This is a genomic window from Paenarthrobacter sp. NPDC089322, from assembly GCF_040684895.1.
Lineage (GTDB): Bacteria > Actinomycetota > Actinomycetes > Actinomycetales > Micrococcaceae > Arthrobacter.
The window spans coordinates 164,547-180,486 of record NZ_JBFBGW010000006.1; the positions used below are offsets into that span (position 1 = coordinate 164,547).

The 15,940-nt window shown below is 63.4% G+C and carries 16 protein-coding genes; 11 read left to right on the top strand and 5 right to left on the bottom strand.

What is annotated here, in order from left to right; genetic code table 11:
* The first annotated feature begins 50 nt into the window (after positions 1–50).
* Positions 51–1,358 (top strand): MFS transporter, encoded by a 1,308-nt coding sequence (locus AB0N65_RS09125; protein WP_364160311.1) that lies wholly within the window; start codon positions 51–53, stop codon positions 1,356–1,358.
* 84 nt (positions 1,359–1,442) lie between these two features.
* On the opposite strand, the gene AB0N65_RS09130 is transcribed toward AB0N65_RS09125, so the two are convergent.
* Positions 1,443–1,847: a DUF1844 domain-containing protein gene (locus tag AB0N65_RS09130; protein WP_364160313.1), complete on the bottom strand. Its 405-nt coding sequence runs from the start codon at positions 1,845–1,847 to the stop codon at positions 1,443–1,445.
* Positions 1,848–2,191: 344 nt separating this feature from the next.
* Between AB0N65_RS09130 and infC the strand changes: the two genes are divergently transcribed.
* From infC to AB0N65_RS09155, 5 genes are all read left to right on the top strand, one after another.
* Positions 2,192–3,202 carry a translation initiation factor IF-3 gene (gene infC, locus AB0N65_RS09135; RefSeq protein WP_364160390.1) on the top strand — a complete coding sequence of 337 codons (1,011 nt, stop codon included), beginning with the start codon at positions 2,192–2,194 and terminating at the stop codon, positions 3,200–3,202.
* A 118-nt stretch (positions 3,203–3,320) separates the two neighbouring features.
* Positions 3,321–3,515, top strand: a complete 195-nt coding sequence (gene rpmI, locus AB0N65_RS09140) for a 50S ribosomal protein L35 (RefSeq protein WP_028266640.1) — start codon at positions 3,321–3,323, stop codon at positions 3,513–3,515.
* Positions 3,516–3,632: 117 nt separating this feature from the next.
* Positions 3,633–4,310, top strand: coding sequence for a 50S ribosomal protein L20 (gene rplT / locus AB0N65_RS09145; RefSeq protein WP_364160315.1), 678 nt, complete (start codon positions 3,633–3,635; stop codon positions 4,308–4,310).
* A 26-nt stretch (positions 4,311–4,336) separates the two neighbouring features.
* A complete protein-coding gene (locus AB0N65_RS09150; protein ID WP_364160317.1) occupies positions 4,337–5,248 on the top strand; it encodes an RNA methyltransferase in 912 nt (303 codons plus the stop codon).
* A gap of 99 nt (positions 5,249–5,347) precedes the next feature.
* On the top strand, positions 5,348–6,265 hold the full coding sequence (locus tag AB0N65_RS09155) for a cation diffusion facilitator family transporter (RefSeq protein WP_364160319.1): 918 nt from the start codon (positions 5,348–5,350) through the stop codon (positions 6,263–6,265).
* A gap of 76 nt (positions 6,266–6,341) precedes the next feature.
* On the opposite strand, the gene AB0N65_RS09160 is transcribed toward AB0N65_RS09155, so the two are convergent.
* Complete coding sequence (locus AB0N65_RS09160) at positions 6,342–7,547, bottom strand: MFS transporter (protein ID WP_364160321.1); 1,206 nt, start codon at positions 7,545–7,547, stop codon at positions 6,342–6,344.
* A gap of 132 nt (positions 7,548–7,679) precedes the next feature.
* Between AB0N65_RS09160 and AB0N65_RS09165 the strand changes: the two genes are divergently transcribed.
* The gene (locus tag AB0N65_RS09165; protein WP_364160323.1) at positions 7,680–8,114 is read left to right on the top strand and encodes a (deoxy)nucleoside triphosphate pyrophosphohydrolase; all 435 of its coding nucleotides are present in this window, start codon (positions 7,680–7,682) and stop codon (positions 8,112–8,114) included.
* A gap of 54 nt (positions 8,115–8,168) precedes the next feature.
* On the opposite strand, the gene AB0N65_RS09170 is transcribed toward AB0N65_RS09165, so the two are convergent.
* Complete coding sequence (locus tag AB0N65_RS09170) at positions 8,169–9,281, bottom strand: Rv2578c family radical SAM protein (RefSeq protein WP_364160325.1); 1,113 nt, start codon at positions 9,279–9,281, stop codon at positions 8,169–8,171.
* A gap of 78 nt (positions 9,282–9,359) precedes the next feature.
* On the opposite strand from AB0N65_RS09170, the gene pcp reads away from it, so the two are divergent.
* On the top strand, positions 9,360–9,998 hold the full coding sequence (gene pcp, locus AB0N65_RS09175) for a pyroglutamyl-peptidase I (protein WP_364160327.1): 639 nt from the start codon (positions 9,360–9,362) through the stop codon (positions 9,996–9,998).
* A gap of 23 nt (positions 9,999–10,021) precedes the next feature.
* Here pcp and AB0N65_RS09180 read toward each other — a convergent pair whose 3' ends face one another.
* Entirely contained in the window at positions 10,022–10,654 is a 633-nt protein-coding gene (locus tag AB0N65_RS09180) for an SIMPL domain-containing protein (RefSeq protein ID WP_364160329.1), read from the bottom strand.
* Positions 10,651–11,103 (bottom strand): hypothetical protein, encoded by a 453-nt coding sequence (locus AB0N65_RS09185; protein ID WP_364160331.1) that lies wholly within the window; start codon positions 11,101–11,103, stop codon positions 10,651–10,653. Before AB0N65_RS09185 ends, AB0N65_RS09180 begins: the two co-directional genes overlap by 4 nt.
* Positions 11,104–11,226: 123 nt before the next feature.
* On the opposite strand from AB0N65_RS09185, the gene AB0N65_RS09190 reads away from it, so the two are divergent.
* From AB0N65_RS09190 to pheT, 3 genes are all read left to right on the top strand, one after another.
* A complete protein-coding gene (locus AB0N65_RS09190) occupies positions 11,227–12,135 on the top strand; it encodes a hypothetical protein (RefSeq protein ID WP_364160333.1) in 909 nt (302 codons plus the stop codon).
* A 152-nt stretch (positions 12,136–12,287) separates the two neighbouring features.
* Positions 12,288–13,349, top strand: coding sequence for a phenylalanine--tRNA ligase subunit alpha (pheS, locus tag AB0N65_RS09195; RefSeq protein ID WP_364160335.1), 1,062 nt, complete (start codon positions 12,288–12,290; stop codon positions 13,347–13,349).
* Between the two features lie 2 nt (positions 13,350–13,351).
* The gene (pheT, locus tag AB0N65_RS09200; RefSeq protein WP_364160337.1) at positions 13,352–15,895 is read left to right on the top strand and encodes a phenylalanine--tRNA ligase subunit beta; all 2,544 of its coding nucleotides are present in this window, start codon (positions 13,352–13,354) and stop codon (positions 15,893–15,895) included.
* Positions 15,896–15,940 lie beyond the last annotated feature (45 nt).

Sequence of the window (15,940 nt, forward strand, 5' to 3'; positions counted from 1 at the left end):
GCAGCACCCGTTTCACCGGGACTGCCCGGGGGAACAAGAGGATTTAGCCTGTGAACTTTGCTCTCTACAAGGAGATGCTGTCCATCCGTCCTGTCCGGCGGCTGTTGCTGGTGGGCATGATCGCCCGCATTCCGCATTCCGCGGCAGGTGTACTCCTGACGCTGCACATTGTGCTGACGTTGGGGGAGGGGTACGCCGCTGCGGGTGCGGCAGCCGCTGTCATGACGATCGGCATCGCGCTCGGGGCTCCCTGGCGTGGCCGGCGGGTGGACATGGTGGGCCTGCGGAAGGCGCTCATCCCTTCCGTGGTGTCCGAGGCGGTGATCTGGTCCATCGTGCCCCACGTGCCCTACGCCTGGCTTCTGCCCTTGGTGTTCGTTGGCGGCTTGTTCACTCTCCCGATCTTTAGTGTCATCCGTCAGTCCCTTGGTGTCCTGGTGGATGGAGAGCAGCGACGCTCCGCCTTCGCGCTCGATTCCATAGCCACTGAGCTGGTCTTCATGATCGGTCCTGCCATTGGTGCGGTTGTTGCCACGAGCGGATTCTCTGCGATTGGACTCAGTGCCGTGGGAATCTCCGTCTGCGTGGCGGGCTTGTTCCTGATGTGGTTCAACCCGCCCACACGCAGTGAGGCATCGTGCACGCCGGAGGAAACGGCGGCGCGGGCGGCCGCCGACCTTGCCGCTGCGGAAGCTGCCATGGTCGCTTCCGCTCCCGGTCACGTCCAGGAAGCAGCCTCCGAGATGGGTCCTGCAGGTGGCTCCCGGGCCGCGGCCCTGAAGAGCCGGGTAGCCCGGAACTTCACCTGGTTCACGGTTTCCGTGGCTGCCTTGTTTGCGGTGGCTGCCGGAGCAGGCATGGTGCTGAGTGGTTCGGACGTCAGCATTGTCGGCCTGTTGGAACGCGGAGGCCACGAGAATGAGATCGGCATCGTCTTCTTCTTCTGGTGTGCGGCCTCAGTCGTGGGTGGAATCATCTACGGCGGGATGAAGCGGCAAGTGTCGCCCATGGTGCTGCTGTTGGGAATGGCTGCCCTCACCATTCCCATGGGCTTCGCCCAGGACACCTGGTCCCTGGCCTTCCTGTCCATCCTTCCGGGCTTGTTGTGCGCGCCTGTGTTGTCGGCTTCGTCGGAGAAGGTGGCTGATCTGGTGGACGAAGACCGGCGGGGCGAAGCCATGGGCTGGTACGGCTCGGCGCTGACCGCCGGTGTTGCGCTTGGAGCGCCGCTCGCAGGCGTCTTCATTGACACCGTGGGTCCATCCGGCGGATTCGCGGCCATAGGTTCTGCAGGAGTCGTACTGTGTGCTGCGGGGCTGGTGCTCATGTCTCTGAGGCGCCGCGCCGCGCGCGTCTGATCCTCGGCAGAGTGGCATAAGGACGACGGCGGGCCGACCTCGTGTGGTCGGCCCGCCGTCGTGGCTTCTTGCGGGAGTTGGAGGCTAGTTCACCGGGCCGGTGAACTTTTCGCCGGGGCCCTTGCCGGGAGCATCAGGAATAAGCGAAGCCTCGCGGAAAGCGAGTTGCAGGGAGCGCAGCCCATCGCGCAAGGGTCCGGCGTGTTGCGAGCCGATCTCGGGTGCAGCTGCGGTGACCAGGCCGGCGAGGGCGGTAATGAGCTTGCGGGCTTCGTCGAGGTCCTTGAGGTCCTCGGCGTTGGGGTCGTCGGCCAGGCCCACTTTCACTGCGGCAGCGCTCATCAGGTGGACGGCGCCTGTGGTGATGACCTCTACGGCGGGAACCTCGGCGATGTCACGGATCTGCTGGGAGACACCGGCGTCGGCGGCGGTGGCAGCGGACGTGGCTTCGCCATAGGAGTTGCGGGGATTGCTGTCTTCAGTGCTCATACTGGTAAGCTTGTCACAGACCGACTGGAAGTCGTTATTTGCAGTAATGCTCCCGCCGCGCGCAATGTGCGCAAGGCGGGTTATTTCTGTAGAATTGATTTTCAGTTTGCAAGCGGAGTTCTCTCCCACCCGCGTCAGCCGTCTCCCTACGGGACAGAGCCTTTACGGCCAAGAGGTTGCCGGGTACCTGGTCGGACACTTCCCTGGGAAGTGCGTGGTCCCCAATTTCTTGGGGCCTGCAGCCGATCTTCGAGGCCTTCGATTGCGCCAGCAATTGGAGGCCTTCTCTATTTGCCGGTGAAACTCACCACAACCACAGGAGCTTTAACATTAGCGAGCCAAGAATCAATGAGCGTATCCGCGTCCCCGAGGTGCGGCTGGTCGGCCCTGCCGGCGAACAGGTAGGAATCGTCCGCATCGAGGACGCCCTGCGTCTTGCTGCCGAGTCCGATCTCGATCTCGTTGAAGTTGCCCCGCAGGCTAAGCCCCCTGTTTGCAAGTTGATGGACTTCGGTAAGTACAAGTACGAGGCCGCAGTCAAGGCGCGCGAAGCCCGCAAGAACCAGACCAACACGGTTCTGAAGGAAATCCGCTTCCGCCTCAAGATCGACAAGCACGACTACGAAACCAAGCGCGGGCATGCACTGCGCTTCCTCGGAGCCGGTGACAAGGTCAAGGCCATGATCCAGTTCCGTGGTCGTGAACAGCAGCGTCCTGAGATGGGCATCCGCCTGCTGCAGCGCTTCGCAGAAGACGTTGCGGAAGTGGGCGTTGTTGAATCCAGCCCGCGCATCGACGGCCGCAACATGGTCATGGTGATCGGTCCGCTGAAGAACAAGGCAGAGGCCAAGGCCGAAGCCCGCCGTGCGGCGCAGCGAGCCGAAGCCAAGGCGCAGAATGAGGCCAAGGCTGCCGGGCGGGTGGATGTCACCGGCGATCAGGCTCCCTTGACTCAGACCCTCGGCGATCTCCTTCCCGCCGGCCTCCTGGCCGCTGGTGAGGAAAAGCAGGAGAGTGCTGCAGCCACTGACACCGCAGCTTTGCAGGTTCCGGAAGCGCCCGCAGCGGTTGCGGGAGAAACTACGGCCGCGGTTGAAGCCGCGGCTGAAGAAGCCCCGGCTGTTGAGGCGCCTGCCGCTGAGGAGGCTCCCGCAGCAGCCGAAGCCTCCACGCCGGCACCGCAGGCAGCACCTGCACCTGCTGCCCCGGCGCCGAAGCCGGCAGTGCCTGCCGCTCCGAAGCCGGCCGTACCGGCGGCGCCCAAGCCGGTCGCCAAGCCGGCGGCTCCCAAGCCGGCAGCACGGCCTGCGGCCCCCAAGGCCACACCTAAGCCTGTATCACGCAAGACCAACTAGTTCAACGCCTCGGAGGCCTGGCCTCCAACGGCAAGCAACCAGCACGCTGGCCCTTGTAGGCCGGCTGCACGAAAGAACTGCGGACCATGTCCGCGGATACGTAAGGAGATCGGTTCCCATGCCGAAGATGAAGACCCACAGCGGTGCTAAGAAGCGCTTCAAGCTGACCGGCACCGGCAAGCTGAAGCGCCAGCAGGCCAACCGCCGCCACTACCTGGAGCACAAGTCCTCCACGCTGACCCGCCGCCTCGCCGGCGACAGGATCGTCTTCAAGGGCGATGCCAAGGTCATCAAGAAGATGCTCGGCGTCTAAGTTCCAAGTTCTTTGGTTGCTGCCATCCGGCAGTGACCGACTACCAAAAGCCTTCTCAGGCCAGCCGGACTTCCGGCAGTAGCAGCTTGGGATAAAGATTTCTGAAGGAGTACGCACGTGGCACGTGTGAAGCGGGCGGTAAACGCCCACAAGAAGCGCCGGGTTGTCCTCGAACGCGCCAAGGGTTACCGCGGTCAGCGTTCGCGCCTGTACCGCAAGGCCAAAGAGCAGCTGCTGCACTCGTTTGTGTACAGCTACGGCGACCGCCGCAAGAAGAAGGGCGACTTCCGTCGCCTCTGGATCCAGCGCATCAACGCTGCATCCCGCGCCAACGGCCTCACCTACAACCGTCTCATCCAGGGCCTGAAGGCCGCTGAGGTCGAGGTTGACCGCCGCATGCTCGCCGAACTGGCTGTTTCCGACGCCAACGCTTTTGCCGCTCTGGTGAACGTTGCCAAGGCTGCCCTCCCGGCTGACACCTCCGCGCCTGCCAAGGCCGAGGCTGCTGCACCGAAGGCCGCCAAGGTCGCTCCGGCCGCTGCGACGGCAACGGCTGTCAAGGCCGTTGTTTCCGAGAAGCCTGCCATCGATGGGGCAGTTGCTGCCGTTGACGGCGAAGGCGCGCCGGAAGGCTACGCCATCAAGGGCAACGCCGAGTCCAAGAAGTACCACGTTCCGGGCTCCACCTGGTATGAGAACACTGCTGCTGAGTATTGGTTCTCCACCGTTGAAGCTGCCAAGGCTGCAGGCTTCGAGCCGGCCGGCGGCGAAGCACGCCAGCAGATCAAGAACTAGTCGCAACTGCCACTAAAGTTCTTTATATGAACCAAACCGGGCGCCCGCAAGACTTTCCGATGACCAACCCCCGAGCCGATCGGGTAAGGGATGTCGCAAAGCTTGCCGGGCGCCCGGCGCGTTTAAAGCGCGGGCGTTTCCTGGCTGAAGGCCCGCAGGCCGTACGTGAGGCCTTGACGCTCCACCGTGACAGGACCGCGGCAGGAGGTGCCGCCGTCGTACATGAAGTCTTTGCCAGCGCGGCCTGCCTTGACCGCCTACCTGAACTGGCGGACCTCGCCCAAGGAACACAACTCCGGCTTGCGAGCGACGACGTCTTGTCCGCCATGGCGGACACCATTAACCCGCAGGGGATCGTGGCAGTCTGCAGTTTCGTGGATGTCACCTTGGAATCAGTGCTCGACGCCGGCCCGCGGCTTATCGCCGTTATGTGCCAAGTGCGCGACCCCGGCAACGCGGGCACTGTCCTCAGGGCAGCCGATGCCGCTGGTGCCGATGCCGTGGTTCTTACGGGTTCCAGTGTGGACATCTACAATCCCAAGGCTGTCAGGTCCACGGCTGGTTCACTCTTCCACCTCCCCGTGGTCCTGGGGGCGGACGTAGAGGAGTTGGTGGAGCAGTGCCGGGCGCGGGGGATAGGTGTCTTGGCGGCCGATGGATACGGCACTGTGAACCTGGACCAACTGCAGGACGAGAATGCTGCCCGCAGGCTCGGCAATGTCGCAGTGGCGTCCACCTATGCCCTGGAGCAGCCCACTGCCTGGCTGTTTGGAAACGAGGCCCAAGGCCTCTCCGACGCAGAACTCGCGCTGGCAGATCATCGCGTCGCAGTGCCCGTCTACGGGGCGGCTGAAAGCCTGAACCTTGGCACCGCAGCTACCGTGTGCCTCTACGCCAGTGCCCGGTCCCAGCAGGGTGCCCGGGTCGGGAATGCATAAACAGCCTGCCGACGGGTACGGTATTGCTTGCAAGAGCAGACGATGACGACTTTCTTGGCATAGTCCATACTTTCCCGAACCCGAAGAGGTGAAGCTTTCGTGGCTGCAAGTGGCGGTACCAAAGCGATCGTGGCGGCTCTCGCCGCGAACTTGACCATCGCTGTACTGAAGTTCATAGCGTTCATTCTGACGATGTCATCGTCCATGCTTGCCGAGGCGATCCACTCGGTGGCCGACTCCGGCAACCAGATCCTTCTCTTGGTGGGTGGCAAGCGTGCCAAGCGCGCAGCGAGCCCGGAGCATCCTTTCGGTTACGGACGGGAACGGTACATCTACGCGTTTATCGTGTCCATTGTGCTGTTCAGCGTCGGTGGCCTGTTCGCCCTGTACGAAGCTTGGGAAAAGTTCCAGCACCCCCACGGCATCGAGGGCGATTTCTGGTGGGTACCCTTGGCTGTTCTCGTGGGGGCCATCATTGCCGAGTCATTCTCCTTCCGGACCGCGATCATCGAATCGAACCATGTCCGCGGCAAGCAAAGCTGGGTTAACTTTGTCCGCAATGCCAAGCAGCCGGAACTGCCCGTCATCCTCCTCGAGGACCTTGGTGCGCTGCTCGGCTTGATCTTCGCCCTTTTCGGCGTCAGCCTGACGCTCCTCACGGGCGACGGCGTCTGGGATGCCTTGGGCACGGCCATGATCGGCCTGCTGCTGGTGGCCATTGCTGTTGTGCTGGCGCTGGAAACCAAGTCGCTGTTGCTGGGCGAGTCTGCCACCAAGGATGACGTTGCCCGCATCACCTCCGCTTTGGAAGCGGATGGAACCCGCATCATCCACCTGAAGACCCTGCACCTGGGACCGGACGAGCTGTTGGTTGCCGCAAAGATCACGATGGGCGCCGCCGACACCGGCCAGTCCATTGCCAAGGCCATTGACGACGCCGAGCAGCGTATCCGTGCGGCTGTGCCGATCGCACGCGTCATTTACCTTGAGCCGGATCTGGAGCGCGTGAAGGCCTAGCCTGATTCGCAAAAACAAAGGCTCCGCAGCTGTGACCAGTCACGGCTGCGGAGCCTTCTGCTTGCAGGAGGGAGGCTTAGGCGAGGGGCCTCTTTCGTTCCAACAGGCCGCTGACGATCGCTACGCCCAACCCCAGGACGGCCAGGACGGCGCCCACAAGGGCAGGAGCAACGTAGCCCCAACCCCAAGCGATCACGGTGCCGCCGAGGAACGCGCCCAGGGCGTTGGCGATGTTGAGCGCCGAGTGGTTCAGCGATGACGCGAGCGAAGCGGCGCCTGGCGCTGCGTCCAGCAGGCGGGTCTGCAGGGCGGGCGTGAGCATGGATCCGGTGCCGCCCACCACAAAGGCCATCATGAACGCGGACCAGGCCCAATGGGCGGCGATTGCGTAAATCACCAGGGCTGAGGCGATGCCAGGCATCACCCAGTAGATGGTGCCCATGACGGAGCGGTCCGCGATCCGTCCGCCGATGATGTTGCCGACCACCATGCCCAGACCATACAGGGCCACCACGGCAGGGATGAGGGTCTCCGGGACTCCGGCCACACTGGTCATGGTGTGGGCGATGTAGGTGTAAACGGCAAAGAACCCGCCGAACCCGATGATGCCGATCAGCAAGGCCAACCACACCTGGAGCCTCTTGAGGGCGCCCAGTTCACGGCGAATGCTCGCTTCAGGATGTACCGCTTCGAAGGGCACGAACTTCCACACCATCGCCACAGTGGCCAGGCCGATGGCGCCTACGATGACGAAAAGGAGCCGCCACCCAAACGTCTGTCCCACCCACGTGGCAAGCGGCACGCCGATGACGTTGGAGACCGTCAGTCCGGCCATCACCATGGAGATGGCCCAGCCCCGTTTGGTCGGAGCCACAAGGCCGGCGGCGATGACCGCAGCGACACCAAAGAAGGCGCCGTGCGGAAGTCCGGAGGCGAAGCGCGAGAGCAGCATGAGGCCGTAGTCGGGTGCGATGAAAGACGTCAGGTTGGCTACCGAGAGGAAGAGCATCAGGCCAAGGGCAAGGTACTTCCTGGGAAGCTTCGCACCAAAGGCCGCGAAAACCGGCGCTCCGATGACGACGCCCAACGCATAGGCGGAGATCAGGTTGCCGGCCTCCGGTGTGCTGATCCGCAAACCATCCTCGACTTCCTTGAGCAGTCCCATCATGGCGAACTCGGTGGTGCCGATGGCGAACCCGCCCATGGCCAGTGCCAGAATGGCAAGGCCAATATGGCGCCTCGTTGAAAGGACCGGGGCGGGTGGGGACACAGTGGTAGTCATAAGCCTGTTTCTCGGTGGTGCCTTGTGGGCTGGGGAAAGTGGAGAAAATCCGATAACAAGCTTAGTGGCCGCCTAGTTCTGTGAGGCCTCAATGTGACCATTCCCATGGCCCAACGCCCATAGACTGTTGCGGTGACTGGACTGATTAACGTGGTGGGTGCCGCCGTGGTGGACTCGCTTGCAGCCCCTGCCCAACTCCTCGTAGCCCGGCGTACTGCACCGCCACAGTTCGCGGGAATGTGGGAATTCCCCGGAGGCAAGGTGGAAACCGGCGAGTCGCCCGAAGCTGCATTGCATCGCGAACTTGCCGAAGAGTTGGGCGTCACGGTCCGCCTGGGACCTGAACTCGAATCAGGCGTGCCCACTGGCTGGCCCCTGAATGAGCGTGCTGCCATGCGGGTTTGGTTCGCGGAACTGGCCTCCGGCAAACCCCGCCCGCTGGAGGACCACGATGAACTCAGGTGGGTACCACTGCTTGAGAGCGAAGCGGCGCTCGCGTTGCCCTGGATTCCTGCGGACCTGCCCATTGTGCGTGCATTGTTGGAGCGCGTAGCCGCGCCGGCCTAGCGAGCACTGGAGCCGGTAACCTTGAGAGCCGGGCAACCTTTAGCCGGGCAAGCGCTAGAACAGGGGCTCTTGGCCTGGGTGTCGCTCCGTGGCTTCACGGGACTCACGCCGTCCGGCCGTCGCGGCCGACTCCTTGTCCGCTGTGGCACGGGCGTTCCTATGGCCAAAGCCGTAGGTTCCCGTAAATCCATGTTTCGCTTTGAAGTAATTGATCCGGCCTGACAGCCAGGTGCGGTACTCCTTGGATGCGTAGGACCCCTGCCCGTACAGGCGGCGGTAGCGCCCCACGAGTCCCGGATGGTGGGAAGCGAGCCACGCCATATACCACTCCCGTGTTCCCGGCTTGAGATAAAGCGCGCCAGCGGTCACCCCCGTAGCGCCGGCCTTGACCAACTCCGTAAACAGGGCATCCAATGCTTCGTCGGAATCCGTGAGCCACGGGAGGATCGGCATGGCCATGACCCCACAGCCCAACCCGGCGTCCCGAAGCCGGGCGATGAGCTTGAGCCGCGCCCTGGGGGAGGGGGTACCGGGTTCAATGACTTCGGCCAGGTCTTCGTTGGTCATGGCGAGGGAGATGCCAAGGTCCACGGGAACCTGTGTGGCGGCGTGTTTGAGCAGGGGAATGTCCCGTGCCAGCAAAGTGCCCTTGGTCAGGATGGAAAAAGGAGTCCCGGAATCCGCGAGGGCCCGGATGATCGCGGGCATGAGGGCGTACCGGCCCTCAGCGCGTTGGTAAGGATCTGTGTTGGTTCCAAGGGCCACGGTGTGATGCCCCCAGGAAGGTTTGGCCAACTCCTTGCGGAGGACCTCCGCTGCATTGATCTTGACCACTACTTGGGAATCGAAGTCCCTTCCGGAGTCGAACTCAAGGTAGGTGTGGGTCTTGCGTGCAAAACAGTAGACGCAGGCATGACTGCAGCCGCGATACGGGTTGATGGTCCATTCGAAGGGCATGTTTGAGCCCGAAGGCACCCTGTTGAGCACTGACTTGGCGGTGACCTCATGGAAGGTGACTCCGGAGAATTCGGGTGTCGAGATGGAACGCACAAGCCCGGCCAGCGGCACGAGGGCATCCAAGGCCGGGGCAGGGCCTGGAGCCGCGGTGCTGCTGTTTTCGGACGCCGGTCTCCGGGTTGGTGAAAGTGCCTGTGCGTCCCATCTCATGCACTCCATTCGAAGGTATGTTCGAACGAATGTCAAGAACTTCCAAAACCGGGATCCGGGCATTGCTAATGTTGGCCCATGATTCTGCTCACTGGCTTCGAACCGTTCGGCGAGGACGCGGTCAATCCGTCGTGGCCAGCGGTTCTTCGGGCCCGCGACATCCTGGTGTCCGAGGGGCACTCGGTGGAGGCATTGGAGTTGCCCTGTATATTCGGCGGGTCGGTGGACGTCCTCCTTTCTGCCGTCGCCGACCTCCAGCCCGACATCGTGCTGAGCGTTGGATTGGCCGGGGGGCGGGAACGGCTTTCGCTGGAACGCGTGGCCATCAACTGTGACGACGCCCGGATTCCTGACAATAAGGGCCAGCGGCCTGTCGATCAGGAAGTGGTGCCGGGTGGACCGGCCGCCTACTTCTCCACCCTGCCCATCAAGGCGGCCCTCAGGAACCTGCAAATTGAAGGCATCAAGGGCGAAGTCTCACAGTCGGCAGGGACCTACGTTTGCAACCATGTGTTTTACGCGCTGATGCATTCGGTCGCGGAAACAGGCGTCAGGGGAGGATTCCTGCACGTTCCTTACCTGCCCGAACAAGTGTCCCCGGGCAGCAAGGTACCTTCCATGCCCCTCGAGTCCATGGCTGCAGGCATTGCGGTCGTCGCCCGGACAGCGATCACCACGTCCGTGGACGCCAAGCTTTCCGCCGGCGCTGTCCACTAGCAGCGCCGTCCGCAAGTTCTCGCCTACGGCTCGAGTAACTCCCATTCCACGGTGATGCTCGCAGCCATCTGTGTCTCTCCGGGCTCAACAGGGAGTGCCTCCGCAGCGTAGGCCCTGACCATACCGCCCATGGGAACAGGCGCTCCGGGGACAGGCTGCTGGGAGATTGACACTACCCGCCCAAGCCTGGCGGAGGCCAACGATGCGTATTGGTCCGCGCGTCGCAGGGCGTCCTTCCATGCGGCCTCCTGCGCTTGCGCAGTCACCGCTGACGTATCCGCAAAGCCTTGCTCCAAACCATTGATCCTGATGTCGTCTCCGCCGGCGGCCACCGCCGCGGCGATGGTTGCCGGCGCATCCGCGTGCGAGCGAATGCCGACGTGGAGGTTGGTTGTCGCCACATAGGCGGTGACTTTCTGCCCCTGCCCTTCCACCCACACGAACTCGGCACGGAGGTTCAAGCCACTGGTCCGAAGATCCACGTCCTGGATACCGGCCGCCCGCAGGCTTGAGGCAACAGCGCCTGCCGCCCGTCCGGCGTCGTCATATGCTCTCGCGGCGGTGTCCCGGCGCGTTTCTACACCGAGCGTCAGTGTCACAAGGTCCGGGACAGCCCCGGCGCTCGCGGTCCCGGTCACGGTAATGGTTCGGTTCATGCGTCGGCCTCGCTTTGCTGTGTTGGTCGGCCGCCCGGCCGGCGGTTGTCAGTGTCAATGTAGCCACCAGCCGAGAGTCCCGCTTGGCGTTCAAAGAAATTCCTGGACGCCGGGTTGCCCGCCCGGAGCATCGACCATCCAGCTGCAAGACCGTACGCCGCCAGAAACGGAAGGCCGAGGCAATACGCGTACTGCGTGCTGTGCTTCTCTTCGTGGCCAAGCAGCACCTCGTTGCGGCCCGCCACGCCATGGGGCGCACGGTAAATGATGACGTTGCCCACGGTGAAGGCGCCGGCGTACGGGAGCTTCCAGTCGTAATCTCCGGCGATCAGCAGGCCCCGCGGTCCATGGGAAACCTTCGAGTCCGAGGCAGCAGCAATCACCAGTCCCAAAGGAGTGGTCAGGTTAAGGACGTTGGCAATTTGCCGTAGGCGCTGCCCTGGTGTCATGACGCCATGCTAGCCCCGTAGCGCGCCACAGCCGGGGGTAGTCTGATGAAACACACCGCGGGTGCGTTCTGCCCGCGGTCCGTGGTGGAAGCGATGGATCCATCGCGAAAAGGGGGAGGCAAAATGAACGTTAGACGGGTCGTCGGCGTGTTCGGTGTGATGCTCGCCGTCATGGTGGCGCTGACGGGATGTTTCAAGCTCAACATGGCCGTCAAGGTCAACAACGAACACAGCGTGGACTACGAAGTTGTCTACGCCATCCAGAAATCGGTCCTGGGCGATAAATCCTTTGATGAATTCATGGAGTCCAACGGCAGCGGCGACCAGGAAATGGACATTCCCGAGGGCGCCACGGTATTGGACTACGAAGACGATAAGTACAAGGGGAAGCGCATCACCGCCTCCAACCTGGACCCGGCCAGGTTGGCCGAATCATCCAGTTCGGAATCACCCTTCGAGTTGAAGAAGGACGGCAACTATTACGTCATCACCATGGGCGGGATAGCCGGCAGCGAAAGCGCGGACCCGGCAGCGGCGGGAATGGCCAAGTCGATCTTCGACGAAGCGTCGGTCAAGTTCACCTTCCCGGGGAAGGTTGTGGAAGCCAAGGGCGCCGCAATCGACGGCAATACGGCGACCTTCGATATGCTCAGTGTCAGTGACACCACGGTCCAAGCGAAGGCCGAGGCCAGTGCAGGGATTCCCCCGTGGATCATCTGGATCCTCGTAGCCGTGCTCGTCATTGCCGCCGCACTGGTCCTCCTCTTTGTCCTGCTGCGTAAGCGGTCGGCCCAACAGTCGCCTGCACCCGCAGGCGCTGCGCCGTACGGGCAGCCCGGATACGCCGCGCCGGAGCAGGGGTTCCCGGCACAACGGTCCGCCCAACAAGCAAGCCAGGACTGGGCCGGCCAGGGCTACACGCCCGGGGCGCATCCGCAAACGCCACATCAACCGCCACGGCAGCCAGACCAAACGCCCGACGGCGGCCAGGCACCTCCGCCGCCCCCATCACCTCCGGCGTCGGGGGCCTAAGACGTACGGCAAGTACGGCCGTCGAGGTTCAACTAGACTGAAGGGTAGTGTTCGCCGTCCGCGGTGGGCACTGCCCTTTTCATGCACTGCCCTTTTTCGTATTCCAGGCCTGCCTTGCCGGGCCGTTCCCGACTCGTAGCTAAGAACAGTAGATGACTGACACTTTGCCAGGCGCTGCCATCCCGAATCCGCTGGATGAAGCCGCCATCACCGCTGCCGTAGAGGACGCGATTGCCGCCATTGCGGCTGCTTCCTCCCTCGAAGAACTCAAGGCTGTCCGCCTCGCCCACACGGGCGAGAAGTCGCCGCTCAGCCTGGCCAACCGTGAAATCGGCGGCCTCGCCAAGGAGCACAAGGCTGCCGCCGGCAAGCTCATGGGTTCTTCGCGTGGCCGGGTCAACCAGGCGCTGGCAGCGCGGACCGAGGTTCTGGAAGCCGAGAACGACGCCCGGATCCTGGTAGAGGAAACCGTGGATGTCACGGCCGCACCCCGCCGCCGTCGCGCCGGTGCCCGCCACCCGTTGTCCACTCTGCAGGACCGTGTTTCCGACATCTTCGTTGGCATGGGCTGGGAAATCGCGGAAGGGCCCGAGGTCGAGTCTGAGTGGTTCAACTTCGACGCGCTGAACTTCAAGCCGGATCACCCGGCCCGTGAAATGCAGGACACGTTCTTCGTCGAGCCGCCGGAGGCGCACCTCCTCATGCGCACGCACACCTCTCCGGTGCAGGTGCGCTCCATGCTTGAACGCGAGGTTCCCATCTATGTGCTGTGCCCGGGCAAGGTGTTCCGCACCGACGAACTGGATGCGACGCACACCCCGGTGTTCCATCAGTTCGAGGGCCTGGCCATCGACAAGAACCTGAGCATGGCCGATCTTCGCGGCACGCTGGAGCACTTCGCGCGCCAGATGTTCGGGGAGGAAGCTTCCATCCGCCTGCGCCCCAACTACTTCCCGTTCACTGAGCCGTCCGCGGAACTGGACATCTGGCACCCCGGCGCCAAGGGCGGTCCCCGGTGGATCGAGTGGGGCGGCTGCGGCATGGTCAACCCGAACGTCCTGCGTGCAGCGGGCATTGACCCCGAGGTCTATTCAGGTTTTGCCTTCGGCATGGGCATCGAGCGGACGCTCATGTTCCGCAATGAGGTCGGCGACATGCGCGACATGATCGAAGGCGATGTACGTTTCAGCGAGCACTTCGGGATGGAGATCTAACAGTGCGTATCCCACTTTCCTGGCTGCGTGAATTCGCGCAGGTACCGGCCGACGCGACGGCCGAAGACGTCATGGCAGACCTGGTCAGGGTCGGTTTTGAAGAAGAAGAAGTCCACCGCCCCACGGATGGGCTCAAGGGTCCGATTGTGGTGGGACAGGTGTTGAGCCTGATCAAGGAACCACAGTCCAACGGCAAGACCATCAATTGGTGCCAGGTTCGCGTTGTCCCCGAGGGCAAGGAACAGACCCTCACGGGTAAGGGCATTGATCCTTCAGGCGTGCAGGGCATCATTTGCGGTGCCCACAACTTCGTTGAAGGCGACAAAGTGGTAGTGACCCTGCCCGGCGCCGTGCTTCCCGGCGACTTCCATATCTCGGCCCGGAAGACCTACGGCCACATGTCCGCAGGCATGATCGCTTCCGTGCGTGAGCTTGGCATCGGCGATGACCACGACGGCATCCTTGTCCTTTCGAGGATCGGCCTGGACCCGGAAATCGGTACGGATGCGATGGAGCTGCTTGGTTTGTATGACCAGGCCGCGGAAATCAACGTCACTCCGGACAGGGGCTACGCGTTCTCCATCCGCGGCGTCGCCCGCGAGTACGCCCACGCCACTGGTACATCGTTCGTGGATCCGGCTGCCAAGGTCAGCGCGCCGGCTTCCCTTCAGGGCGGCTACGGCGTGAAGCTCAACGATGATGCCCCGATCTACGGCAAGCCCGGTTGCGACCGCTTCGTGGCCCGCACGGTCCGGGGCGTGGATCCTTCCCGCCCCACGCCGCCGTGGATGGTGTCCCGCCTGCGCCTCGCAGGCATCCGGAGCATCTCCCTGCCCGTGGACATTTCGAACTACGTCATGCTGGAGCTTGGCCAGCCGAACCACTGCTACGACCTCGACAAGCTTTCCGGCGATATCGTGGTTCGTCGTGCCGTTGCGGGGGAGAAGATCACCACCCTCGACGACAAAGAGCGCACCCTCGACGTCGAAGACCTGCTGATCACTGACGACTCCGGAGCCATCGGCATCGCAGGGGTCATGGGTGGCGCACACACTGAAGTCTCGGATTCCACCACCAACATCCTGGTGGAAGCCGCGCACTTCGATGAGGTGTCCATCGCCCGCTCCCGCCGCCGGCACAAGCTTCCGTCCGAGGCTTCCAAGCGCTTCGAGCGTGGCGTGGATTGGCACGTGGCCGGCATTGCAGCGCAGCGTGTGGTTGACCTCCTGGTGGAGCTCGCCGGCGGTACCGCTGACGAGACCGGCACGGACGTCGGAACTGCACCGGACGCCGTCACTATCGAGTTGCCGGCAGAGTTCGCTGCTGCGCGTATCGGCATCGACTTCACGGAAGAGCAGATCACCACATCCTTGGTGGACCTCGGTGCCATGGTGGAGAAGACCGCCTCCGGCTACCTCGTGACTGCCCCCAGCTGGCGCCAGGACTTGGAAACCAAGGAGGACCTCTCCGAGGAGATCGCGCGCCTGGTCGGTTACGACCACATTCCTGCTACCCTGCCGGTGGCGCCTCCGGGCCGTGGCCTGACCCGCACGCAGCAGCAAAAGCGTCGCGTCGTTCAAGCGTTGGCTGATGCGGGGCTCACCGAGGTCCTTTCCTACCCGTTTGTCACCAAGGCAGCCAACGACACGTTCGGCGTGGCCGTTGAAGGCGAGGGGCGTCCGGCTCTGAAGCTTGCAAACCCGATCAGCGAGGAACACGGCTACCTCCGCACGTCCATCTTGCCCGGGCTGATCGAGGTTGCCCGCCGCAACCATTCGCGGGGTTTCCGCGACCTCGCCCTGTACGAGGCCGGTTCGGTGTTCCTGCCCGGCGAGAAGCTTGGTACGGAATCCATCCCTGCGCTGGGTGCCAAGCCTGCCGATGAGGTGCTGGACGGACTCTACGACGGCGTTCCCCACCAGCCGCTGTACATCGCCGCAGTCCTGACGGGCCACGACTCCCCGGCAGCTGCGACGCACAAACCGCGTGCCTGGGACTGGGCGGACGCCCTCGACGTGGCCCGCCTGATTGCGGATGTCCTTGGTGTTGAACTGGTCGTCAACCAAGGCAGCCATCAGGCATTCCACCCGGGACGTGCCGCCCAGCTTGCACTGCCGAACGGTGACGTTGTGGGTTACGCGGGCGAGCTTCACCCGAAGCTCCTGGCTGCGCATGACATGCCGGCCCGCTCTGTGGCGTTGGAAGTGAACGTGGAAGCCCTCTTCGATGCTGCCGCCGACGTGATCGTTGCCAAGCACATCTCCGGCTTCCCCGTTGCCACGCAGGATGTCGCACTGGTGGTTCCGCAGGACGTACCCGCTGATCACGTCCTGGCTGCGCTGCGCGAAGGCGCCGGTGAGCTCCTTGAGGACGTTGCGTTGTTCGATGTCTATGTAGGACCCGGCATTGAGGACGGTAAGAAGTCGTTGGCCTTTGGCCTCCGGTTCCGTGCAGCAGACCGTACCCTCACCGCTGATGAGGCTTCGGAGGCACGCGCGGCAGCTGTTGCCGTAGCCACCGAGCGCTTCGGGGCTGTGCAGCGTTAGGTTCCGGGCAGGAGAATCCCCGGAACCAGTAGGTTCCGGGGATTC

Bases quoted from the DNA above. Each gene is read 5' to 3' on its own strand.
- AB0N65_RS09130 (WP_364160313.1), bottom strand. From the start codon at position 1,847: ATGAGCACTGAAGACAGCAATCCCCGCAACTCCTATGGCGAAGCCACG.
- rpmI (WP_028266640.1), top strand. From the start codon at position 3,321: ATGCCGAAGATGAAGACCCACAGCGGTGCTAAGAAGCGCTTCAAGCTG.
- AB0N65_RS09150 (WP_364160317.1), top strand. From the start codon at position 4,337: ATGAACCAAACCGGGCGCCCGCAAGACTTTCCGATGACCAACCCCCGA.
- AB0N65_RS09160 (WP_364160321.1), bottom strand. From the start codon at position 7,547: ATGACTACCACTGTGTCCCCACCCGCCCCGGTCCTTTCAACGAGGCGC.
- AB0N65_RS09170 (WP_364160325.1), bottom strand. From the start codon at position 9,281: ATGAGATGGGACGCACAGGCACTTTCACCAACCCGGAGACCGGCGTCC.
- pcp (WP_364160327.1), top strand. From the start codon at position 9,360: ATGATTCTGCTCACTGGCTTCGAACCGTTCGGCGAGGACGCGGTCAAT.
- AB0N65_RS09180 (WP_364160329.1), bottom strand. From the start codon at position 10,654: ATGAACCGAACCATTACCGTGACCGGGACCGCGAGCGCCGGGGCTGTC.
- AB0N65_RS09185 (WP_364160331.1), bottom strand. From the start codon at position 11,103: ATGACACCAGGGCAGCGCCTACGGCAAATTGCCAACGTCCTTAACCTG.
- AB0N65_RS09190 (WP_364160333.1), top strand. From the start codon at position 11,227: ATGAACGTTAGACGGGTCGTCGGCGTGTTCGGTGTGATGCTCGCCGTC.
- pheS (WP_364160335.1), top strand. From the start codon at position 12,288: ATGACTGACACTTTGCCAGGCGCTGCCATCCCGAATCCGCTGGATGAA.